We start from the raw sequence: 21,439 nt of genomic DNA, 5'->3' as shown, positions 1-21,439 counted from the left end.
GAGAACAAAAAATAAGTCGGAACCTATTTCTAGGCTCCGACTTATTTTTTTATTAATTTACACGAGAAAATTTTTGATAAAGTTGGTTGAAAACAATCATAAATTGTTCAATTTCTGCCATTGTATTGCTTTCATCTAAACTAATGCGCACAGCGGAAGTCGCTAATTCCCCTGGCACATGCATGGCATACAAGGTGCTGCTAGCCATTTTTTTCCGGCTAGAACAAGCACTCGTAGTCGAAATATAAATCTGTTTTTCTTCCAATGCATGGACCAGCACTTCGCCACGAATCCCTTTCAAAGCAAAACATAAAATGTGTGGCGCAAAATGTTCATTATCTTGTGAAAAAACAGTTACATTTTGAAATTCTTCTAGCGCCTTTAATAAATAACTCCGTAATGTCGCCACATGTTGCGGCCGTTGTTGTTCGTTCTCTAAATGCAAACGTAACGCTTTGGCCATTGCCACAATTGCTGGTACGTTTTCTGTCCCACTGCGTTGGTTGTTTTCTTGCCCGCCTCCTGTTAAAAGCGGCGCTAAACGTTTTCCTTGTTTCCAATACATAAAACCAATGCCTCGTGGTCCATGAAATTTATGTGCAGAAAACGTTGCAAAATCCACCCGATCCGTTAACCACTCTGAGTAATTAACTTTCCCAATTGCTTGAACCGCGTCTACATGAAAATGAATTTTAGGAAACTCCACTAAAACCTCGCTAATTTCTTTAATTGGTTGAATCGTTCCCACTTCATTGTTGACTGCCATAACAGAAACCAAAATCGTTTCTTTTCTAATTAATTTCTGTAGTTCCTCGACTTTTACACGACCTTCTTTATCCACTGGCGCATAAGAAAGTTCAAAACCTAGTTCGACTAATTGTTCCGCTGTTTCTGTAACTGCTGGATGTTCCACTGCAGAAATAATAATATGATTACCAAATTCTCGTTTTTCGATTGCCGTTCCTTTTAAAACCCAATTATCTCCTTCAGTTCCGCCACTTGTAAAATAGATTTCATTTGCTGAAACATTGATTAGCTCCGCAATCTGCTTCCGTGCTTGTTGTAAGAGCCGATTCGCTTGGTTGCCTAAGTCATGCAGACTAGACGGATTGCCAATAATCCGCTGACTGGTTTTTACATATGTATCTAAAGCCTGGGGGTAAATCGGTGTAGTTGCACTATTATCAAAATAAATCATTTGTCACCCTTCTTTTTTAAAATTCTTTCCCATTATATACTTTCTAAAGTATCACTTCAAGTCACCCCCACGCCATAAAAACAGAGGCTTGTCTGTCGACAAACCTCTGTTTAGTGATTGTTTAATTAAATTGCTGTTAGATTAGGGTTATTGATATTTTTAAAATAAAAATCTTCGATTCGTTTGAACGCCCCTGGCTCAACAGCTTCCAATGCTGTTCCAATTTCATCTAATGCATCTTGATAACGGAATTCTGTCGAGAATAAATACATGCTTTTATCTAAAGCCGTTCGGATGTTCTCGTGAGTATGACGATAGCGGTTTGCATATTGCATCATTTGTTCTGTCAGAGCTGCTGCATTGACTAAATCTTTTGTTTTCTTATCTAATAACTCTAAATCATCTTCGCATAAGTCACACAAACGATTGATTTCATCCATGTTAATGCGCATTTTATTTAAGGCTCGGCTTAAATCTTCAATTCGATCCGTTGCCACATAGAAAAATTCTAAGTAATCAGCAGACAAACCTGGTAATCGTTGCTTTTCAACATACCGTTTGATACTCCGTAAACGGAATTCGTATTCGTCGACTTTTTCTTGGGCGACTTTTTCGCCTTTTCTTAGTTCTTTCAATGAAGCATCAATTTCTAATTGTTGATTTTCAATATCATCTAAAATCTTATAGCATTCTTTATAGAACGCTTGAATTTCAGAGTAAGGAACGGTATGTTCTTTCATTCGAGGTTCCAAGTCTTTTTGACGGCGAATAATTTCTTCAATTTCCGTTTGGAAACCACGACTACGTCCTAGCTCGTTGTTATTTAAGGTGTAGCTTTGTGATACATGGTCCAATTCAATCATTAATTGACGGTTATTTTTTAAGGAATGAGAAATATAATCGTCAATAATTTTTTGATTGGTCACGACATATTTCTTCGCTTCAATCTCACGTTCCATCACTTCATATAATGCATCAATCGCCGTTGCTGTGTCGCGATTTGCGACCTCTACTGCGGCAATCTCTGTTTTCTCTAAATCAGCCATTGAATTCTCGACACGTTTTTTCGCATGTTGAATTTCTTCAGCAAAGTTTTGTTCAGGGAACACGTAATCGTCAGCTAATAATTGGTTGTAGCCTTCTTCGATTTCTTTTAATTGATCTGGGAAAGTTTCATTTAATTCTTCATACATTGGTGGAATCCGTTTCATTAAGTCTTCCAATTCATACGTATGACGTTCCGCATCTTCTAGGACTTCTCGAGCCTCGATTGGGTCCCCCGATGTATTTAGTGTGACAAATTGTGTGAATTCAATTTCGACGTTTCTTAATTGTTTTTGGATTTCGGAGTATGCTGGACCAAAGCTAGCTTTATCATCTTTTAGTGATTTACTTAATTCTTCATAGACATCCAAAGCTTTTTGAACTTCTAATGAATTGCGCTCTTCACTTTCACGTAATTCTTTCAAGCCATTACGAATGACTTCCACTTCGGCTTCCATTTCGGTCATCGTTTCATTCGCTTCCACGACTGCTTTCTTCGCTTTCATGAAACGGAAAATTTCATTTTGATTTTCGACTTCATAAATTTGACTCTCTAGTTCGGCGAAAGAACGCGTTGATAGTTCTACCCAACGTTGATTCCATTCACGGAAACTATTTTGACTCTGTCCAACTAGATGCATTTTTTTAATGTCATCGATTTCTTCAAAGACTGGCAAGTCAAACAGGGCTTCTTTACGAACTTCTAATTCATCTAATTGTTCTTGATTTTTTTTGCGCATAAAATAACCAATTAAGTATAGCACCGCAGCAATAATAACGATTACTAGTACTAAAATGATAATCCAATTATTCTTCATTTTGGCTCCTCCGATAATTTTTCTATAATAAAAGAAAGGTTGTTTGTTCTCTTCACACGGTTATCTATTGTTCCTGACCCTTGAAAAAGGGCATTCTTGCAGAAATACCTATAGAAAATTATAGCACAAACTGTATATTCATTCACTAGTTATAACAAATTTTTTTAAGAAAACCCGCGATCTTCTTACGAAGGGGTTGATTCACTGCTTTCATCGATCCGATTTTCACTAATTTTTTTACAAATATCACTTAGTTGTGTTAAGAAGGCATCCGCTTGACTTTGATCCATCCCAAAGTGTTCATCACGCATAGCCCAAACTTCTAGCCCAGCTTCTTTGGCAGAAGCAATGCCTTTTTCTGAATCTTCAATGGCTATACATTCCTGTGGCGCAACAGCTAATTCTTGTAACGTGTGCAGATAAATATCCGGCGCCGGTTTACTTTCTTCGAAATCTTCCCCACTCACGACCGCATCAAAATAACTACTTAATTGCCCCACTGTCAAAACCTCTTCAATTGCGTCTTTTGTGGAAGAAGAAGCTAATCCGATTTTATAGCCTTGTCTTTTTAAAAATTGTAAAACACGTTTCGCATTTTCATCAAGCACAGCTAAATAATCTATCGGATGCGCTTTTTTATAGGCTATGTATTGTTCATTTAAAAAAGCAATATCTAGCTCTCTTTTGTTGACTTGTTCAATCTTTTGCCATAATGAACGCATATCCGCACCGACTAATTCCGGCAAGGTTAGGCCCTCAATGGTCAAATCAAATTCCGCTAAAAATGCTTTACGTCGCTCATAATAATAAGCTTCGCTATCTACTAGGACACCGTCCATATCAAAAATAATGGCAGTTTTGGATTCTGTCATACTATTTAACTCCTTCGTTACGACTCATATCTTTACAGTTTAACAAAATTTTAAGAAAAAATGAAGAACAAATATTTTCATGATTTCCTAACTTTCTGAAAATAAGTGGTTGCTTTTCTAAATGTTTTTCGGTATCCTTTTACTAATCTACAAATGAGAAAATAATTAAAAACAGGAGTGATAAACGTGAACGTAGTTAAATTCGGCGGTAGCTCGCTAGCATCAGCACCACAGTTACAGAAAGTCTTACAAATCGTCAAGGAAGAGCCGCGCCGAACGTTTGTCGTTGTATCCGCTCCTGGAAAGCGAACCCCGCAAGATATTAAAGTGACTGATTTATTGATTCAATACTATCAGCGCTACTTAAATAATGAGGAAATTGAATCGACAATCTCTGCCATCATTCGTCGTTATGAAGATCTTTTTGATGAATTACACTTGGATAAAGCAGTTTTAGCTGATATTGCTATTTCGATTCGCCAATTAGCCACTTTACCAAAAGAAAACAATGCTTTTTTATTTGACTATTTTTTAGCTAGCGGCGAGGACAATAATGCAAAAGTTGTTGCCAGTTTTTTCAATCAGAATGGCTTAGATGCTCGCTACATTAGTCCAAAAGAATTAGGTCTCCTAGTGACACCTGAGCCAGGCAATGCCCGCATTTTACCAAAAGCTTTAGAGAAAATTAGTGCCTATCGTGAGACTCAACAAATCTTGGTTATTCCAGGTTTCTTTGGTTATACAGAAGCCGGCGAAATTTGTACTTTTTCTCGTGGCGGTTCCGATATCACAGGGTCCATTGTTGCCGCAGGTGTTCAAGCAGATTTGTATGAAAACTTTACCGATGTGGACGGAATTTATGTCGCCCATCCTGGAATTATTGAACAGCCTCAAACGATTCAAGAATTGACCTACAGAGAAATGCGGGAGTTAGCTTATGCAGGATTTGCCGTCCTCCACGACGAAGCTTTAATGCCTGCCTATCGCGCAAATATTCCAGTCGTTATCAAAAATACTAACAACCCACATCATCCTGGCACCCTAATTACCACTTCTCGCAAAGTGAAGCATGCCCCTGTTGTAGGAATTGCTAGTGATCAAGGGTTCGCAAGTATTTACATTAGTAAGTATTTAATGAATAGAGAGTTAGGTTTTGGGCGACGGCTTTTAGAAGTACTAGAAAAATTAGCCTTAAGCTATGAGCATATGCCCTCAGGAATTGATGACATCACAATTGTTTTAAGAGAAGACCAGTTAACAACTGAAATTGAAAATAGACTGATGGCCCAACTCCAAGAAGTTTTAGCGCCTGATGAGTTACGCATCACGCATCACCTTTCCATGATTATGATTGTCGGGGAAGGCATGCGCCAACGAATTGGGGTTACTGCTGAAAGTACAATGGCGTTAGCCAAAGAAAAAATCAACTTAGAAATGATTAACCAAGGATCTTCGGAAGTAAGTATTATGTTTGGTATCAAAAAAGAACAAGAAGAAAAAGCCATCAAAGCCTTATATCGGACGTTCTTCCATGATTAATGAAAAAGACGAATGAGTTTTCTCATTCGTCTTTTTCATTGGTCTCAGTAATTTTCAATTGGCGTTGAATTTCCGCTTTAATTTTAGCTTCTGGCGCAAAATCTTGTTCCCAATTTTCAGGTTTTAATACTTTATTTGTTTCCGGATCATAATGTGGCTGTCCATCTGGAAATAATTTTCCCATATTGGCTTGATGAACGATTTCAATAATTTTTGTTGGATTGACGCCCATTAAGCAAAACGAACCATAAGTAAAATACAATAAATCGACTAGTGCATCCACTTCCTCCACTAAAGGATCAGATACTGGTTTGCCTTTCGCCAAGACTTTCTGCTCTGCTTTATCGACAGATTTTTTTAATCCGTTGACCAATTGTTGAAAAAGCACCTGGTCATTATTAGCAGCACTATATAAAAATTCTACAAGTTCTTCAACTTTAAACTCTGCTCGTCGACTGGCTAGCTCTGGCGAAAAAGCAGTTGGTTGCTCTGGTTGTTGTGGATTAAAAACCTCGTGGAATGCACAAGCCATTTCATAAGGGGATTGCTTTTCAGACATTCAGCTACCTTCTTTCTCAAAATAAATCTAATTGTTTTGGATTCAAATCATCGTAACTCAAATTCAAGACTTTTTGCATCTGTAGGGCGTTTTCTGCGGCATCGCCGCCAGAATTATTATTAAAAATTACGCCCACTTCTTTAGCTTCTTGCGACATTTTTAAAACAGCTTCGCTTAAATCAGCGATTTCCTGCGTATTATAATGATAGAGGGTTCTTTTTTTACGCCACTCTGCATCATTGGCTAACCAGCCAGCCGCATTACGTCCGTGAAACCGGAAGAGCACGAGATTAGGATTCGTTACATACGGATAAAAGGGCACTGGATTTGTAGGAATCTGCGGTTCATCTACAATCACAAGTGAAAATTGATTTTCTTTCATAAATTGCAACATTTGTTTTACAAAGTTTGGTTGATACCATGAATTATTTCGTAATTCAATGGCGATGGGTAGGTCTTTAAACCAGTGACGAATTTTTTGCAAGTAAGCGACATTTTCTTTCGTACAACCAAATGTTCCTGAAAATTGTACCAGAAAGGCAAATAATTTTTTACTTTCAATTAATGGGGCCATACTTTCTAAAAAGGCGGTGATCATTTCTTCTTCACTTGCATAATAGGTCTGCCACTCACCTTGACAACTGATTCCACTATAAACTTTCATGACAAAGCGAAAGTTTTCGGGAACTGCTTTGACCCATTCAGCTACTCGTTCTTTGGGAGGAATCCCGTAATACGCCGTGTCCATTTCAACTAGCGGTAAATGACTGGCATATTCATAAAGCGTGGCCCGTTTTTTTCCAGTTAAATAGTCGTGTTCACTAAAAGATGTTAATCCTAAGCGAATCATGTCCTTCCTCCTCTGCGTAACTTTTTATTTTTCTAAACCGTCATCTCAACTTAGTTGGTCCAATCGATATTCGCTTCACAATAGGTTTGACCATCAATCCGAATCTCATGGCGTGTTTTCAAGTGATTTTCTTGTTCGACAATTTCGTAATGACTTTCGACTTCTTGCCCATATTCTACTTCTTTGTCAAATTTCACAAGAATTTTTTTCGGTTGATGCGTTGTTAAAAAGTCATACCCTAACACATCCAATAACCAATTAAAATAAATCGCATTATTAACATGTTGATTGCCATCAATATCAAAAAAACGCACACGATAAGGTAAAAAGTTCCCCTCTGTGACCTTTTCAATTTTTTCATGGCGATAAATTTTAGTGATTTTTTCAGAATCAAAAGGTGCAATAATTTCTGGTAGCACACTACTGATTTTCCGATTTTTTTGATCCATTAAGACAAAGGTTGATTTCACAAAGACACATTCATTGCCTTCTTCATCATGAACCCAAAAGTTACGATAACAAAAATATTTGTTATAACTCATAGCTTGCGTTGTAATTGCTACTTTTTCACCAACTTTTGGTAAGCGGTGAATCTCTATTTCATAGTTGGTGATGACCCATCCTAGGCCAAATTGGGCGACATAAGCTGCATTTCTTCCTAGTAATTCTGTTTGTTCTTCTGATACTTTAATGACAACCGCTAACAAAGCCGGTATTTTCATTGCACCAGTAAAATCGCCGTCATAGTAGGCAACTTCATAAGAGGATGTATGTTTTTTTCCCACGAAATAATCTCCTTTTTCCAATGGCTACTTTCGTGTCATTGTTTCTTCTTAAAAGTATACCACGTGATTTCTTCAATTGCGATTCCGAATGAAAAATTAACAAAACTTTGAAAAACACTATTATTTAAAAACATTCTTAATATTACTTAAAAAATATTGTTTTATTTTTAAAAATAACATTTCTTATTATTTGTATCCGAAAGATTATTATGTTATATTCCTATCTGTAAGCGCATACAAAATAATTTTTTAGGAGGTTTTTTTCGTGAAAAAGAGTTTATTAACAATCGTCCTGGCTTTTAGTTTTGTTTTAGGTGGCGCTGCATTGGCCCCTACTGTTTCGGAGGCTCATGGTTACGTAGCAAGTCCTGGAAGTCGTGCTTTCTTTGGTAGTTCTGCTGGTGGTAACTTAAATACAAATGTTGGTCGTGCACAATGGGAACCTCAAAGTATCGAAGCGCCCAAAAATACGTTTATTACTGGTAAATTAGCCAGTGCAGGTGTCTCAGGTTTTGAACCTTTGGATGAACAAACAGCTACTCGTTGGCACAAAACAAACATTACCACAGGTCCCCTTGACATCACTTGGAACTTAACTGCCCAACATAGAACTGCTTCTTGGGATTACTATATTACTAAAAATGGCTGGAATCCCAATCAACCATTAGACATTAAAAACTTCGACAAAATTGCTTCAATCGACGGCAAACAAGAAGTTCCTAATAAAGTTGTTAAACAAACAATTAATATTCCGACAGACCGCAAAGGTTATCATGTCATTTACGCTGTTTGGGGCATTGGTGATACGGTGAACGCCTTTTACCAAGCGATTGATGTGAACATTCAGTAAAAACACTCACATCTTAAACTAAATTAAAGGAGTTCTCAAAAAATGAAGTTAAAAAAAATAATTCCTGCTTTTCTCCTTCTTTCAACCGTAGCAGTTGGCTTGTGGTTAACGCCTACTCAAGCTTCTGCAGATGCTGCGGATACGATGGTAGATATCTCTGGCAAAAAAGTGTTGGTTGGATATTGGCATAACTGGGCCTCAAAAGGACGCGATGGTTACAAACAAGGAACATCAGCATCACTGAACCTTTCAGAAGTAAATCAAGCCTACAATGTCGTACCGGTTTCCTTCATGAAAAGCGATGGTCTGACACGGATTCCTACGTTCAAGCCTTATAACCAAACGGACACTGCCTTCCGACAAGAAGTCGCACAATTAAATAGTCAAGGTCGCGCAGTTTTATTGGCACTTGGTGGAGCAGATGCACATATTCAATTAGTCAAAGGCGATGAACAAGCCTTTGCGAATGAAATCATTCGTCAAGTGGAAACATACGGCTTTGATGGTTTAGACATCGATTTAGAGCAATTGGCGATTACTGCTGGCGACAACCAAACCGTTATCCCTGCTGCGTTGAAAATAGTCAAAGACCATTATCGAGCACAAGGAAAAAATTTCATCATTACGATGGCGCCAGAATTCCCTTATTTAAAACCTGGTGCCGCTTATGAAACATACATTACTTCCCTAAATGGTTATTATGATTACATTGCCCCACAATTATATAACCAAGGCGGCGACGGTGTCTGGGTTGATGAAATTATGACTTGGGTTGCTCAAAGCAACGATGCTCTAAAATACGAGTTCCTCTATTATATGTCTGATTCATTAATCCATGGCACACGCGGCTATCTACAGATACCAAACGATAAATTAGTCCTTGGTTTACCAGCAAATCGGGATGCTGCTGGTAGTGGCTATGTTGTTGAGGCTACCCCTGTAGCCAAAACTTTTGATCAGTTAGCAAAAGACGGTAATCCTATCCGTGGCTTAATGACTTGGTCTTCAAATTGGGACGTTGGTCAAGATGTCAACGGCAAGTCCTACAACAATGAATTTGCGACACGTTATAGTAACCTCGTAAAATAAAAGCTATTTTGAGACAGAACACCGCATTTGGTTCTGTCTCTTTTTAAATTTTACTCACCTGTCTTTCAATAATCCAAACAATGTTCTCTCGCTTTCTAACCAATTAATTTTAAACCAATCACAGAAACAATGATTAAAAAAATAAAAAATATCCGGCGTGGATCTTTTGATTCACCTAAGAGCATTCCTAAAATAGCGCCTCCTGCTGTACCAATTCCTGTCCAAACCGCATAAGAAACGCCCATCGGTAATTGTCTCATCCCTAAATATAAGAATAAGAAACTACCACTAAACGCTAGAATTAAAATTAACAATGAACGTAAGTCTTTTTTTGTTGTAAATAGTTTAATTGAACCTACGCCAAAAATTTCAAAACAGCCTGCAATAACTAAGTATAACCAACTCATCTTGTTTCCTCCTCTTTATTTCCAGTTACCATTTTTAAGCCAATTACACCTATTAATAACAGCAACAGAAAAAGAACTTTTCCTATGCCCAATGGTGTGTGGAATAAAAAATGATCTGTCACAATAGTTCCAGCACTACCTAAGCCAACAAATACAGCATAGGCTGTACCGACTGGCAATTCCTCTCCTGCTTTAATCAGCGCATAGAAACTGATAAAGATTGCGATTACTGTCCCTAAAATCTCCCACCATGTTGTGCTATGCTTCATGCCAATGACCCAAATCACTTCACAAAAAGCGCCAAAAATAACTTTTAACCAAGCTTTACTCATCTTGTTTTCCTTCCCTTCCAAACAAAAAAAGTGCCAACAAACAGTTCAGCTATGGCCTAAGAACTGTTCATTAACACTTTAGTCGCAAGCATCCGGCGATGTTTACGAAAGTTTATGTATTAAAATATCTCAGGCTATTATATTCTTATTTTTAAAAAAAATCAACTAAAAAATAATAGTTCGAATTCGAGACATTTCTTTTGCATTTTTAGGACTAATCATTTAAACTTACTTTTAGTAAGTTATTTAATTAAAAAATTATTTTTCTTTTAGGAGGATTTTTATTATGAATACACAAATTTTAGGTTTACACCACGTCACTGCCATGACTTCAAGTGCTGAAAAAATTTATCACTTTTTCACCGATATTTTAGGTCTACGTTTAATTAAGAAGACTGTTAACCAAGACGATATTGAAACATATCATTTATTTTTTGCTGATGATGCCGGCTCTCCCGGAACAGACATGACTTTCTTTGACTTCCCAGGCTTACCTAAAGGAACCAAAGGAACGAATACAATTTCTCGTACTTCCTTCCGTGTAAAAGATGATGCTGCTTTGGATTACTGGGTATCACGCTTTAATGAATATGCAATTGATCATGGAGAAATTCAAGAACGTTTTGGTAAAAAGTATTTAGAATTTGAAGATTTTGACAATCAACGTTACCAACTTATTTCTGATGAAAAGAACCAAGGTGTTGCAGCCGGCACGCCTTGGAAAAAATCTAACGTCCCTAGTGAACATGCTTTAATCGGCTTAGGTCCAGCCTTTGTAACTGTCGAAAATTACGAACATCTGCAACTAGTTTTAACTGAAGTTTTAGGATTCAAATTGATTGATGCTGAAGGTAGTTTCCATTTATTTGAAGTTGGCGAAGGTGGGAATGGTGCCAGCATTATCGTAGAGCATCGAGAAGATTTGCCAGCGGCCCAAGAAGGCTACGGCAATGTCCATCACTTAGCCTTGCGCGTTGCCGATGAGGAAGCACTACGTTTCTGGATTGAAAAAATTAATCGTTTGGAATTTCCTAATTCTGGCTTTGTGGAACGTTTTTACTTTAAATCTGAATATTTCTTGGCAGCAACACATGTTTTATTTGAACTGGCAACCGATGGTCCTGGTTTTTTAGAGGATGAAACCTATGAACACGCTGGTGAAAAATTATCATTACCGCCATTTTTAGAACCAAAACGGGCAGGGATTGAAGAATTTGTGCGTCCTTTCGATACTTCAGATGCGAATGTTCAAAGAAATTAGTATTTTTTCTAGGAGGTTCCTATGATTCATTACAATAGTAACGAGTTATCTGCAAAAACAGCGTATAAATTTTTATCAGGAAGTATTATTCCTCGGCCAATCGCTTGGGTTACAACACAAGATACAGCTACAGGTGTCGTCAACGCTGCTCCCTTTAGTTTCTTTAATGCGGCGGCAGCTGAAATTCCTTTAGCAACGTTGTCCATTTTACGACCAGACAAAGAGCCTAAAGATACGGCACGAAACATCTTGGCTACTAAAGAACTTGTCATCCATTTCGTTAACGAAGACGTTCTTACTCAAATGAATCAGACTTCGGCGTCTTTAGCAGCAGAGATCAGTGAAATTGACACATTCGGTATTGAAACCATTGCCAGCCAGACTGTTACTGTTCCAGCAATCAAAGTCGCGCCGATTCGGATGGAAGCTCGCTTACATCAATATGTACCTATTGCTAACCATGAAGGTCAAATTATTACGGATTTATTCATTGTAGAAATTACCGATTTCTATTTTGATTCAGCCGTTTTCGATGAAGAACATCAGTACATTTTACCTGAAAAACTCCAACCGATTGCTCGTTTAGCAGGCAATGATTATACAACATTGGGCGAAATCCGTGAAGTTCGCCGCCCAACGTAAAAAGAAGGCCCCCGCCATGACGGCGGGGGCCTTCTTTTTCTGTTTTATGCTAATGCTCCCATTGGATCCCAAGGTGCCAAAACAGTTGGCGCTTGTTCCCAAGCTTTTTTCTGTTCGTCAGTTAATAAATCTTTGTGCACAACGATTTGATAAGTGTATTCGTCCATCCACGCATCGCTCATGACGAAGAAGCCATTTTCACCGACTTTTTCGCCCCAGCTATTTTCCACTTTCCATTTTGTTGTTTGACCATCAACGATATCAACACCTGTTAAAACCATGGCGTGTGTCATTAAGCTTTCACCAAAGTCTAAACGTTCTGCTTTAGTCATCGTAAAATCAATATCAAAAAGATCGTTCATATCGTAAACATCTAATGCCATAATTCCTGTGTCACGTGTTGAAGATTGTCCGACATCACAACCAAACCAAACAGATTCGCCTTGTTCCAATTGTGCAGCAGCTAATTTTTTGAAAGCAGCCATTTCTACATTTAAATATTTAACTTCTTTGCCGCCGACAACATTCCCTAACATTTCAACAGTGTATGTTTTGTTGAAGGGTTTATCTTCTGTAGGAGCATTAATAATACTTACATAATCATGTAAATTAACGCCAACGTATTTTTCAAAGAATGTTTGCGGTGTTAGATTTTGATCCAAATGATAATTTTTTTCTTCGTCACGGTATTCAAAATCAAAGGTTTCTGGCGGCGTTCCTAAAGAGATTGCTAAGAAATTATAAATTTCTTGTAACATTGCTTCTTTGTTTTTTTGGACTTCTTCAGCAGAAGCGCCTTTTTCAATTAAACTACGTAAAATTGTTGCATCTTTGCGTAATTTTTTATTTAAATAGTTGTTTAAATCACGTGAATTGGAACTGTTGCTGCTTTCAGGCATTGCCGTTTTAGGCACTACGCCATATTTATCAAAAATTGAAACGATCATATCCCATTGCCCACCATCTTGTTGTGGTGTAGCTAATAAAAAGGCCACTTTACGACTAGTCAACGGTTGATCGGCTGTTGCAATAATATTTTCATAGAAATAATTTGATTTTTCATATTTATCCCAGAAAAATGTATAGTTTTGTGATAATTCAAAATCTTTTAATTGAAACGCATTTAACATTCTATGTCTAAATGTATTTAATGCCGCAAACATCCAGCAGCGACCGCTTTGTTTTTGATTGGCCACTTTTCCAGTAGCTAAGTCGACTGAAAAGACGGGTACGTTATTCACGGCTCCTTGTACAGATTCACCTGAAGCGCTGATACCATTTTTTACTACACTACGTTGTAAGGCATTTTGTTTATTATTGTTCAAGAAATCTTGATGGAATTTCTCTGTTAATTTTGGTTCAATTGCTGTCATATTTTCATCGTCCTTTCATTTTACGTTCTTCTTCATTATATGCTTCTCTTTAAGTAGAAACAACCATTTACTCTAAATTCCTTGCTTTCCAACTCTTTTTGTATTAGTGTATATAATACAGATAGCACAAATAAGACAGGAGTGATTCGATGCTTTTAGAAATAGATGAACAAAGCGAACAGCCCATCTATCAGCAACTCATTGATCAAATCATTGTAGGCATTGCCAAAGGTGAACTGGTTCCCAATGAAAGTTTGCCTTCTATCCGACAATTGGCGGACGAAATCGGGGTCAATATGATGACTGTTTCAAAAGCTTATAATAAGTTAAAGCAATCAGGTTATATTGTGACTGACCGTCGTAACGGCACCAAAATTGCCGCAAAGTTACCTGCTACCGCTGTTTGGCAACAGCAATTGCATGAGCGTTTAGAACTTCTGTTGGCTGAAAGTTTTTTACATCAGCAATCCGAAGCAGAAATCCAAGCACTTATTCAGAAAATTTATCAAAATTTTGATTCGAAAGGGCGTGCATTATAATGGCGGTATTCTTTTATTTCATCCTAGTTTCTGTCGCTTTTTTTATGGCATTTACTATGGGGATTTATGCAAATCCTCACAAAAATATTATTTTGGAAAATACTTTACCAGAAGATAAACTACAAGATCCCAGCGTTCAAGCAATCCGAAAACGTTATAAAAAACGCTTGGTTCAACTAGCAGCTGTTTTTAGTGTTCTTAGTTTACCTTTGTTATTTATTCCTTATGATTCGATTTTATTGTTCCTTTTTCTGTTACTTTTATTTAGTTTTATTGGCAGTGGCTACTATCTGCAAATTGTTTATATTCGCAAAATGGCCGCTTTAAAAATGCAAAGCGGCTGGTTGTTGCCTAAACGTCCTCTCTTAATCGATACGCAATTAGTTTTAAATAAAAACCAGAAACTTATTTCATTTTGGTGGTTTTTACCTGCGATTATTCTTACTTTTGCTGGGGGCTTTTATTCCTTGCAAACGGCGATTGGTTCCTGGATTCTTTTCTTAATTACTGTTTTGATGTTAAGTTTGTTCATTGGCGGCTATTATTTTATTGCGCGCTTACCTGTCAAACCGCTAACTAGCGACTCAAAAATTAATCAGCAAATCAATGACTTATTTCGGCATCATTGGTCTGTTTTAATGGTTTTATCCGCCTTAGTTTTTGCACCGCTAACCATTTTACCAACTTTCACAATTGTAATTGATTATACGGTTGCGATGGCCCTTACTTTTTGTTATTTTATTCTTTTGTTTGTTTATGTAGGCTTTCTCTTCTACTACCTATTTTCAATGCGCAAAAAACAAGATCAATTCGTTTTACAGGCTGGCGATTATCGCTATGGGGATGATGATCAATATTGGCGGTATGGGATTTATATCAATCCAAAGGACCCCAAAATCATGGTTCCTGATCGCATTGGTATGAATTTATCTATTAACCTAGGACGGCCTGCTGGGAAAATTATTCTAGCCGCTACTGGTATTTTAACGATTGCAGTGCTGTTCTTTGCCACAGTACCAATGTTTATAAATGATTTTTCTAGTCATGCCTTTCAAGCAACTATTGAAAAGAAACAAATTGAGTTATCTGCCCCATTAGCAAAAACAAGGTCAATTCCTTTTAACCAAATCACTGCTGTTTCTTTGATTGATGACTTACCTCAAGAACGCATCCGCACAATGGGTGCTGCGACAGATAGTTACTTAACAGGAGAATTCAAAGTCGCTGGAAAACCTGCTTATTTACTAATTTATACAAAAAGTCATCCGATTCTGAAAATAGAAACGCGGGAGAAAGTTTATTATTATACTGCGCGTGATGGTCAAGAAACGACTAAGATTTATCAGGAAATCAAAGCAAAACTTCCATAACAAAAAAACAGGGCCTACTCATGATGGTAGGCCCTGTTTTTTGTTATTCGCTGACAACCTTGAATTTTGTATCTGCCAACGTGGTATTCAGTTCATCCTGGCTTACTTCACGATCTGCTGTCACAACGGCTGTTTGATCTGCCAAGTGAACCGCAACATTCGTTACGCCGTCAATTCCACTAAATTTTTCAGTGACCGCTTGAACACAGCCATCACATTTCATCCCATCAATTTTTACTGTTTTTTCCATTTCACTTCATCCTTTTCAATTTTATTTTTGACTTCCACTAGTTCTTTTCACCGTCGAAGGTTTAAATCCTTTTAAGCGTAAAGCGTTTAGTAAGACAGAGACTGAACTAAAACTCATAGCTGCTGCTGCAATCATCGGACTTAACAAAGGTCCACCAAATAAGTGTAACACACCCATAGCCACTGGAATACCTAATGTATTATAGGCAAATGCCCAGAAAAGATTTTCTTTGATGTTTTTGATGGTCGCTTTACTTAATTCAACTGCTGTAGGCACATCCATTAAATCACTACGCATTAGCACAATATCGGCCGATTCCATTGCAACATCTGTGCCTGAACCAATAGCAATCCCCACATCTGCTTGGGCAAGTGCTGGTGCATCATTAATCCCGTCACCCACCATCGCAACTTTTTTGCCTTCTGCTTGTAGTTTTTTCACTTCTAACGCTTTATCTTCTGGTAAAACTTCACTTAAGACACGATCGATACCTACTTGTTTCGCAATCGCCTCTGCAGTACGCTTGTTGTCTCCCGTAATCATCACGGCTTCGATCCCCATTTTATGCAAACGTGCAATGGCTGTTTGACTGCTATCCTTCACAGTATCTGCTACCGCAATGATACCCGCAAACGAACCATCTTTTGCCACAAACATTGGGGTTTTCCCTTCTTCTGCCAAACGATCCGCTTGTTGAACAAACGTTGATAGCTCAATGCCTTCTTCTTTCATTAATTTTATATTGCCCAAAAGTAGGACTCGTTCGTTGATTGTCACACGGATGCCATGACCTGGAATCGCTGAAAAATCGCTTCCTTCTGCTAATGGCAATTGACGTTCTTTAGCCGCTCCCACAATTGCTTCACCTAGAGGATGTTCTGATCCTTGTTCTGCAGAAGCTGCTAATGTTAGTAACTCAGCTTCTGAAAGTGCTGAATCAGCAACTAAAATATCCGTAACCACCGGTTTGCCTTCTGTAATAGTTCCTGTTTTATCAAACACGATTGTTTGAATTTTGTGAGTGGTTTCTAAAGCATCCCCACTTTTAATTAAAACGCCATTTTCAGCGCCCTTACCTGTCCCCACCATAATCGCAGTCGGCGTTGCCAAGCCGAGCGCACAAGGACAAGCAATCACTAACACAGAAATGGTAATTGTCAAAGCGAAAATCCATGACTCTTGTCCTAAAAAGAACCAAGCCAAGCCAGAAAGAACAGCCAAACCAATAACGATTGGGACAAAAACACCCGAAATTTTATCAGCTAATTGTGCAATCGGTGCTTTTGAGCCTTGCGCATCTTCCACTAATTGAATGATTTGGGCAAGGGCCGTCTCTTTTCCCACTTTTGTTGCCTTGAATTGAAAGCTGCCATTTTTATTGATGCTAGCACCAATTACTGCATCACCGACTTTCTTTTCAACAGGCAAACTTTCGCCCGTTAACATGGCTTCATCCACAGAACTACTGCCTGAAACAATCACTCCATCAACAGGGATTTTATCTCCTGGGCGAACAATCACAATGTCATCCAACTGAACAGCATCAACTGGCACTTCAATTTCTGCGCCATCACGTAAAATATGGGCAGTTTTCGGTGCTAAACCCATTAATTTTTTTATCGCATCTGAGGTTTTCCCTTTTGAAACAGCTTCGAAATATTTTCCTAATGTAATTAAAGTTAAAATAACACCCGCTGATTCATAATAAAGAGCCATTGTAAAACTTGTGTCTCCTAAGAATATCATGACTGTGCCATATAAACTATACACAAAAGCAGCACTGGTTCCTAAAGCTACCAAAGAAAACATATTTGGATGCCCTTTAAATAACGCTTTAAAACCAACTGTGAAAAATTCTCTGCCGACATATAGGACGGGTAACGTCAAAATCAATTGAACCATTGCAAAGGTCGTCGCATGTGTCATTGGATTCAACAAATCCGGCAATGGTAAGCCTACCATGTGTCCCATCGCAATATAAAGAAGTGGCACTGTAAACACCGCTGAGATCCAAAAACGTTGCCACATCTCAGCAATATGTTTTTGTTTCTTTTCACGATCTTGGTCCGCTGTTGCACCTGCAGCGACTTCTTCTGTCGCCTGATAACCTGCATCCGTAACTGCTTTGATAATTTCAGCACTCGTTACTTGATGGTCGTCATAACTAACCACCAGTTTTTCCGTGGCTAAATTAACAATCGCTTGTTGAACACCAGATAATTGGTTCACAGCTTTTTCAATCGTTTGGGCACAGGAAGCACAACTCATTCCTTCAATCGCAAACGTTCGTTGCTGGGCTGGGCTAATCGCCTTGTAGCCAGCATCTGACACAGCTTCCTTAATTTCTTCTTCTGTGACTTCCGTCTGATCATACGTGACACTTAATTTTTCCGTAGCTAAATTGACACTTGCCTTTGCCATCCCAGGTAACTTCGCCGTAGCCTTTTCAATCGTTTGGGCACAGGAAGCACAGCTCATCCCTTCAATATCAAACGTTTTACTTTCCATTTTTTTCACTCCTTTTTAAATTAAATGACATTGGCATTGACCAGGAATACAGTTGCAAGGGACGGATTCAACCGCCGTCTTGCGCTTCTCTTTCAAGAGTTCCTCTAATCGATCCAAATCGTCATAACTCAACTGACTCTCTGTTAAAATTGTTTCTACCACGGAACCAACTTTACGGCTGCACACCTTGGCCAAAAGTTCATCTGCCACCGTTTCAACGCTCTGACGTTCTTCTACTAGCGGATAATAAATATATTTATTGCCTGCTTTCTCCGTCCCAACTAACCCTTTATCTGTTAAACGACTTAGTAACGTCTTGACGGTCGTTGATTTCCATTCTTTCTTCTCATTTAAAAGTGTATGCACTTCACGACTCGTGGTCTTGCCTTGGGTCCAAATAACCCGCATGACTTCCCACTCTGCATCTGTAATTGTCGCTAATTTATCTTTTGCCATACTCGTTAAATTCCTCCTTCATCAATAAAAAAAGAGTTCAAGGTTATTGACTACAAACGTAGTCGTTTATCTTGAACTCATCATATAGCTATTTTATTTTTTTGTCAACAACTTCTGCTCATCTTTTTTTATTGCAACGCAGATTCTTGTTTTTTAACAAAGTATTTCAACAAGAACGGTGCAACTAAGGTCGTTAAGATAATTACCACAATCATGCTCGTATAATACGCTTCTGAAAGTAATTTAGATTGGTAGCCAATTTGCGCAATGATTAATGCCATTTCCCCACGCGAAACCATCCCAGCACCGACCATTAAAGAACTTGTATTGGAGAAACCAACCATTTTCGCTCCCCAGGCGCCGCCCAGTAATTTCGTTAAAATCGCCATAATCGTCATTACCAAAATAAAAGGTAAATCCTTTCCTAACGTGTTAAATGTCACTGATAAGCCAATGCTGGCAAAGAAGACGGGAATAAACACGGCATAGCCAATAGCTTCAATATTGAAATCAATTTCTGTTTTTGCATCCGTTTGTCCCACAGCAATCCCTGCAAAAAAGGCACCTACGACAGAACTTAAACCAACTAAATCAGCCAAATAAGCCATGCCCAAACAGATAATCAATGACATGATAATAACAGACGACCCAATGTTCATTTTTTGACTTAAACGTAGTAAATAGGGAGCGATAAAGCGGACCAAAAAGAAAATCCCAATAAAGAATAAGCCTTGTTCAATTAACTTAACAATAAAGCTGACTTCTGTATTGCCGCCTGTACTTGCACCAATCATGCCGACAGCGACGCTTAAAATAATCACGACCACGATATCGTCAACGACAGAAGCTCCAAGAATCGTTGCACCTTCTTTACTACTTAAAACATTCAACTCTCTTAATACTTCTACTGAAATGCTGACCGACGTTGCTGCTAAAACTAACCCAAGGAAAAAAGCTTCTTTCCAAGAAAAAGCAAACAGCTGACCAATCAACATAGTAAAACCAACCGGTAAAACGATGCCCAAAATAGCAACCATGACACTAGGTTTCGCATATTTTTTCAATAATTCCAATTCACATTCCATTCCAGCAATAAACATCAACATAATGACACCAATTTCTGAAAAGTCATGCACAAACACATCTTGATGCACAATATTTAACATCGCTGGACCTAACACAATCCCTACTAGCAATTGCCCAATTACCGCAGGAATTCCTACTCTTTTACAAGCAACACCTGCTAAAGTCGTTGTAATTAAAATCAAACATAAAATACCTAAAAATTCCATTCTATTTCCCTCTTTCTCTATTAACCAATCATCACTGATTCTTTTGGATATTGAACTTTCGACTGACTTTCCAAGCCTTTCTTAATTAATGACAATAACACCGTGTACACACCCACACGACCGACGAACATTAGAAAAATAATCACCAGTTTACCAAAAACAGTTAAATCTGGTGTTAACCCCATTGTTAAACCAACCGTTCCAAATGCAGAAACCACTTCAAAAACGATATACTCAATCCCGTTTTTTAAAGGTAATGTTTCTGTAAACGAGAGAATAACCGAAGCAGTTACACATAAAAAAGTTGCCAAGAAGAACAAAGTAAACGCTTGGAGCACTACTCGCTCAGGAATTGTGCGTTCATGGAATTCCACTCGCTGTTTCCCTTTAAAAATCGCACGAAATTGTAAAAATAACACACCAAACGTAGTGGTTTTCAAGCCGCCAGCGGTTGATCCTGAAGTGCCACCAATAAACATCCACAAAATCGTGACAATCAGGCCTGGATTACTCATTTTCAAATAATCAACTGAATAAAAGCCAGCCGTTCTTGGTGTAACCGACAAGAACCAACTGTTGACAAGACGCTGCCAAAAAGACATGTCAGCTGGAAAATGGCGATATTCCGAAATGTAAAAAATAACGGTCCCTAAGACTAAAAAGGTGGCGGTCACCGTTAAAGCAAGACGTGTATGAATACTAACACGGTGCTTAATTCTATTTTTATAACCTTTAATCATTGCAAAAATATCGCGCCACACAATAAATCCTAAACCACCAGCTATAATTAAAAAGCTAATGACTAGTAAAAGATAAGGCGAATTTTGATAAGGAACCATACTATCCCCTAGCAAATCAAAGCCAGCATTACAAAATGCCGAAACGGCATGGAAGAGACTAAAAAACATCCCTTTTTTCCACCCAAATGTTGGCACAAATTGAAAGGACAACAAGAAGGCTCCAAGTAATTGAATAATGGCCGCAAACTTCATAATATATTTCATTAAACGAAAAACTCCGGAAACTTCACTAACATTTAAAGCTTCTTGATACAACATCCGTACACTTAGTGACGCTTTTTTCCGTAGCAAACTAAAGAAAATCGTGGCAACGGTTAAAAAGCCTAAGCCGCCTAATTCAATCAAAATCATAATAATAACTTGCCCGATAGGACTCCAATGTTCCGCCGTATTCAAAGGCGAAAGCCCTGTAACACAGACGGCGGAAGTTGCCACGAAAAAAGCATCAATCCATTGCGTTTTTTGTCCAGCTTGTGCAGAAAAAGGCATCATTAATAAGATTGTGCCTACAACAATTAATAGAAAAAAGCCTAAGACAATTGTTTGAACAGGTGAAATATACAACCTTCTTTTGATCTGATGTTTCATTTTTTTCTCCTCTACCA

General features: G+C 38.1%; 21 protein-coding genes. 7 read left to right on the top strand and 14 right to left on the bottom strand.

Annotated features, from left to right (window positions below):
• Nucleotides 1–52 precede the first annotated feature (52 nt).
• From IGJ63_RS01345 to IGJ63_RS01335, 3 genes are all read right to left on the bottom strand, one after another.
• The gene (locus IGJ63_RS01345; protein WP_002383651.1) at nucleotides 53–1,198 is read right to left on the bottom strand and encodes a cysteine desulfurase family protein; all 1,146 of its coding nucleotides are present in this window, start codon (nucleotides 1,196–1,198) and stop codon (nucleotides 53–55) included.
• A 125-nt stretch (nucleotides 1,199–1,323) separates the two neighbouring features.
• Nucleotides 1,324–3,060, bottom strand: a complete 1,737-nt coding sequence (ezrA, locus tag IGJ63_RS01340) for a septation ring formation regulator EzrA (RefSeq protein WP_002375789.1) — start codon at nucleotides 3,058–3,060, stop codon at nucleotides 1,324–1,326.
• Between the two features lie 185 nt (nucleotides 3,061–3,245).
• Nucleotides 3,246–3,932, bottom strand: a complete 687-nt coding sequence (locus tag IGJ63_RS01335; RefSeq protein ID WP_010816277.1) for an HAD family hydrolase — start codon at nucleotides 3,930–3,932, stop codon at nucleotides 3,246–3,248.
• Between the two features lie 186 nt (nucleotides 3,933–4,118).
• Here IGJ63_RS01335 and IGJ63_RS01330 point away from each other — a divergent pair, with 186 nt between their 5' ends.
• Nucleotides 4,119–5,471, top strand: a complete 1,353-nt coding sequence (locus IGJ63_RS01330) for an aspartate kinase (protein ID WP_002385384.1) — start codon at nucleotides 4,119–4,121, stop codon at nucleotides 5,469–5,471.
• Between the two features lie 22 nt (nucleotides 5,472–5,493).
• Here the strand turns inward: IGJ63_RS01330 and IGJ63_RS01325 are convergent, their stop codons facing one another.
• From IGJ63_RS01325 to IGJ63_RS01315, 3 genes are read right to left on the bottom strand one after another with little or no spacing between them, the layout of a single operon-like run.
• A complete protein-coding gene (locus IGJ63_RS01325) occupies nucleotides 5,494–6,030 on the bottom strand; it encodes a haloacid dehalogenase (RefSeq protein WP_002383648.1) in 537 nt (178 codons plus the stop codon).
• 16 nt (nucleotides 6,031–6,046) lie between these two features.
• Nucleotides 6,047–6,880, bottom strand: a complete 834-nt coding sequence (locus IGJ63_RS01320) for a DUF72 domain-containing protein (protein WP_002358361.1) — start codon at nucleotides 6,878–6,880, stop codon at nucleotides 6,047–6,049.
• Nucleotides 6,881–6,930: 50 nt separating this feature from the next.
• The gene (locus IGJ63_RS01315; RefSeq protein WP_010715004.1) at nucleotides 6,931–7,665 is read right to left on the bottom strand and encodes an acyl-ACP thioesterase domain-containing protein; all 735 of its coding nucleotides are present in this window, start codon (nucleotides 7,663–7,665) and stop codon (nucleotides 6,931–6,933) included.
• 265 nt (nucleotides 7,666–7,930) lie between these two features.
• Here IGJ63_RS01315 and IGJ63_RS01310 point away from each other — a divergent pair, with 265 nt between their 5' ends.
• Together IGJ63_RS01310 and IGJ63_RS01305 are read left to right on the top strand one after the other, a co-directional pair.
• Nucleotides 7,931–8,515, top strand: a complete 585-nt coding sequence (locus IGJ63_RS01310) for a lytic polysaccharide monooxygenase (RefSeq protein WP_002355225.1) — start codon at nucleotides 7,931–7,933, stop codon at nucleotides 8,513–8,515.
• Between the two features lie 42 nt (nucleotides 8,516–8,557).
• The gene (locus IGJ63_RS01305; RefSeq protein WP_033601260.1) at nucleotides 8,558–9,604 is read left to right on the top strand and encodes a chitinase; all 1,047 of its coding nucleotides are present in this window, start codon (nucleotides 8,558–8,560) and stop codon (nucleotides 9,602–9,604) included.
• Nucleotides 9,605–9,699: 95 nt separating this feature from the next.
• On the opposite strand, the gene IGJ63_RS01300 is transcribed toward IGJ63_RS01305, so the two are convergent.
• Both IGJ63_RS01300 and IGJ63_RS01295 read right to left on the bottom strand, forming a co-directional pair.
• On the bottom strand, nucleotides 9,700–10,011 hold the full coding sequence (locus IGJ63_RS01300; RefSeq protein WP_002361148.1) for a DMT family transporter: 312 nt from the start codon (nucleotides 10,009–10,011) through the stop codon (nucleotides 9,700–9,702).
• Nucleotides 10,008–10,364, bottom strand: a complete 357-nt coding sequence (locus IGJ63_RS01295) for a DMT family transporter (RefSeq protein ID WP_002386054.1) — start codon at nucleotides 10,362–10,364, stop codon at nucleotides 10,008–10,010. The genes IGJ63_RS01300 and IGJ63_RS01295 overlap by 4 nt, the downstream gene beginning before the upstream one ends.
• Nucleotides 10,365–10,629: 265 nt before the next feature.
• Between IGJ63_RS01295 and IGJ63_RS01290 the strand changes: the two genes are divergently transcribed.
• Nucleotides 10,630–11,604, top strand: a complete 975-nt coding sequence (locus IGJ63_RS01290) for a ring-cleaving dioxygenase (protein ID WP_002355221.1) — start codon at nucleotides 10,630–10,632, stop codon at nucleotides 11,602–11,604.
• Nucleotides 11,605–11,625: 21 nt separating this feature from the next.
• Nucleotides 11,626–12,246, top strand: a complete 621-nt coding sequence (locus IGJ63_RS01285; protein WP_101731654.1) for a flavin reductase family protein — start codon at nucleotides 11,626–11,628, stop codon at nucleotides 12,244–12,246.
• Between the two features lie 44 nt (nucleotides 12,247–12,290).
• Here the strand turns inward: IGJ63_RS01285 and IGJ63_RS01280 are convergent, their stop codons facing one another.
• Nucleotides 12,291–13,619: an aminopeptidase C gene (locus IGJ63_RS01280; protein ID WP_002358357.1), complete on the bottom strand. Its 1,329-nt coding sequence runs from the start codon at nucleotides 13,617–13,619 to the stop codon at nucleotides 12,291–12,293.
• 149 nt (nucleotides 13,620–13,768) lie between these two features.
• Here IGJ63_RS01280 and IGJ63_RS01275 point away from each other — a divergent pair, with 149 nt between their 5' ends.
• On the top strand, nucleotides 13,769–14,158 hold the full coding sequence (locus IGJ63_RS01275) for a GntR family transcriptional regulator (RefSeq protein ID WP_002358356.1): 390 nt from the start codon (nucleotides 13,769–13,771) through the stop codon (nucleotides 14,156–14,158).
• Nucleotides 14,158–15,528, top strand: a complete 1,371-nt coding sequence (locus IGJ63_RS01270; protein WP_438745815.1) for a PH domain-containing protein — start codon at nucleotides 14,158–14,160, stop codon at nucleotides 15,526–15,528. The genes IGJ63_RS01275 and IGJ63_RS01270 overlap by 1 nt, the downstream gene beginning before the upstream one ends.
• 43 nt (nucleotides 15,529–15,571) lie before the next feature.
• Here IGJ63_RS01270 and IGJ63_RS01265 read toward each other — a convergent pair whose 3' ends face one another.
• From IGJ63_RS01265 to IGJ63_RS01245, 5 genes are all read right to left on the bottom strand, one after another.
• Nucleotides 15,572–15,778: a heavy-metal-associated domain-containing protein gene (locus tag IGJ63_RS01265; protein WP_002355215.1), complete on the bottom strand. Its 207-nt coding sequence runs from the start codon at nucleotides 15,776–15,778 to the stop codon at nucleotides 15,572–15,574.
• Nucleotides 15,779–15,799: 21 nt separating this feature from the next.
• A complete protein-coding gene (locus tag IGJ63_RS01260; RefSeq protein WP_002419239.1) occupies nucleotides 15,800–18,286 on the bottom strand; it encodes a heavy metal translocating P-type ATPase in 2,487 nt (828 codons plus the stop codon).
• Between the two features lie 15 nt (nucleotides 18,287–18,301).
• The gene (locus tag IGJ63_RS01255) at nucleotides 18,302–18,742 is read right to left on the bottom strand and encodes a CopY/TcrY family copper transport repressor (RefSeq protein ID WP_002379040.1); all 441 of its coding nucleotides are present in this window, start codon (nucleotides 18,740–18,742) and stop codon (nucleotides 18,302–18,304) included.
• Between the two features lie 128 nt (nucleotides 18,743–18,870).
• Nucleotides 18,871–20,034 carry a cation:proton antiporter gene (locus IGJ63_RS01250; protein WP_002355211.1) on the bottom strand — a complete coding sequence of 388 codons (1,164 nt, stop codon included), beginning with the start codon at nucleotides 20,032–20,034 and terminating at the stop codon, nucleotides 18,871–18,873.
• Between the two features lie 20 nt (nucleotides 20,035–20,054).
• On the bottom strand, nucleotides 20,055–21,422 hold the full coding sequence (locus tag IGJ63_RS01245) for a TrkH family potassium uptake protein (RefSeq protein WP_010816275.1): 1,368 nt from the start codon (nucleotides 21,420–21,422) through the stop codon (nucleotides 20,055–20,057).
• Nucleotides 21,423–21,439 lie beyond the last annotated feature (17 nt).

It is taken from the genome of Enterococcus sp. DIV1375a (genome assembly GCF_051712205.1).
GTDB classification, from domain to species: Bacteria; Bacillota; Bacilli; order Lactobacillales; family Enterococcaceae; genus Enterococcus; species Enterococcus faecalis.
Note: the sequence above shows the minus strand (reverse complement) of the source record. Positions and strands in the feature narration are given on the sequence as shown.

What these genes read in the sequence shown, in the direction of transcription:
- IGJ63_RS01345 (WP_002383651.1), bottom strand. Translation starts at nt 1,198, where the DNA reads ATGATTTATTTTGATAATAGTGCAACTACACCGATTTACCCCCAGGCT.
- ezrA (WP_002375789.1), bottom strand. Translation starts at nt 3,060, where the DNA reads ATGAAGAATAATTGGATTATCATTTTAGTACTAGTAATCGTTATTATT.
- IGJ63_RS01335 (WP_010816277.1), bottom strand. Translation starts at nt 3,932, where the DNA reads ATGACAGAATCCAAAACTGCCATTATTTTTGATATGGACGGTGTCCTA.
- IGJ63_RS01325 (WP_002383648.1), bottom strand. Translation starts at nt 6,030, where the DNA reads ATGTCTGAAAAGCAATCCCCTTATGAAATGGCTTGTGCATTCCACGAG.
- IGJ63_RS01320 (WP_002358361.1), bottom strand. Translation starts at nt 6,880, where the DNA reads ATGATTCGCTTAGGATTAACATCTTTTAGTGAACACGACTATTTAACT.
- IGJ63_RS01305 (WP_033601260.1), top strand. Translation starts at nt 8,558, where the DNA reads ATGAAGTTAAAAAAAATAATTCCTGCTTTTCTCCTTCTTTCAACCGTA.
- IGJ63_RS01300 (WP_002361148.1), bottom strand. Translation starts at nt 10,011, where the DNA reads ATGAGTTGGTTATACTTAGTTATTGCAGGCTGTTTTGAAATTTTTGGC.
- IGJ63_RS01290 (WP_002355221.1), top strand. Translation starts at nt 10,630, where the DNA reads ATGAATACACAAATTTTAGGTTTACACCACGTCACTGCCATGACTTCA.
- IGJ63_RS01285 (WP_101731654.1), top strand. Translation starts at nt 11,626, where the DNA reads ATGATTCATTACAATAGTAACGAGTTATCTGCAAAAACAGCGTATAAA.
- IGJ63_RS01280 (WP_002358357.1), bottom strand. Translation starts at nt 13,619, where the DNA reads ATGACAGCAATTGAACCAAAATTAACAGAGAAATTCCATCAAGATTTC.
- IGJ63_RS01275 (WP_002358356.1), top strand. Translation starts at nt 13,769, where the DNA reads ATGCTTTTAGAAATAGATGAACAAAGCGAACAGCCCATCTATCAGCAA.
- IGJ63_RS01270 (WP_438745815.1), top strand. Translation starts at nt 14,158, where the DNA reads ATGGCGGTATTCTTTTATTTCATCCTAGTTTCTGTCGCTTTTTTTATG.
- IGJ63_RS01265 (WP_002355215.1), bottom strand. Translation starts at nt 15,778, where the DNA reads ATGGAAAAAACAGTAAAAATTGATGGGATGAAATGTGATGGCTGTGTT.
- IGJ63_RS01260 (WP_002419239.1), bottom strand. Translation starts at nt 18,286, where the DNA reads ATGGAAAGTAAAACGTTTGATATTGAAGGGATGAGCTGTGCTTCCTGT.
- IGJ63_RS01255 (WP_002379040.1), bottom strand. Translation starts at nt 18,742, where the DNA reads ATGGCAAAAGATAAATTAGCGACAATTACAGATGCAGAGTGGGAAGTC.
- IGJ63_RS01250 (WP_002355211.1), bottom strand. Translation starts at nt 20,034, where the DNA reads ATGGAATTTTTAGGTATTTTATGTTTGATTTTAATTACAACGACTTTA.
- IGJ63_RS01245 (WP_010816275.1), bottom strand. Translation starts at nt 21,422, where the DNA reads ATGAAACATCAGATCAAAAGAAGGTTGTATATTTCACCTGTTCAAACA.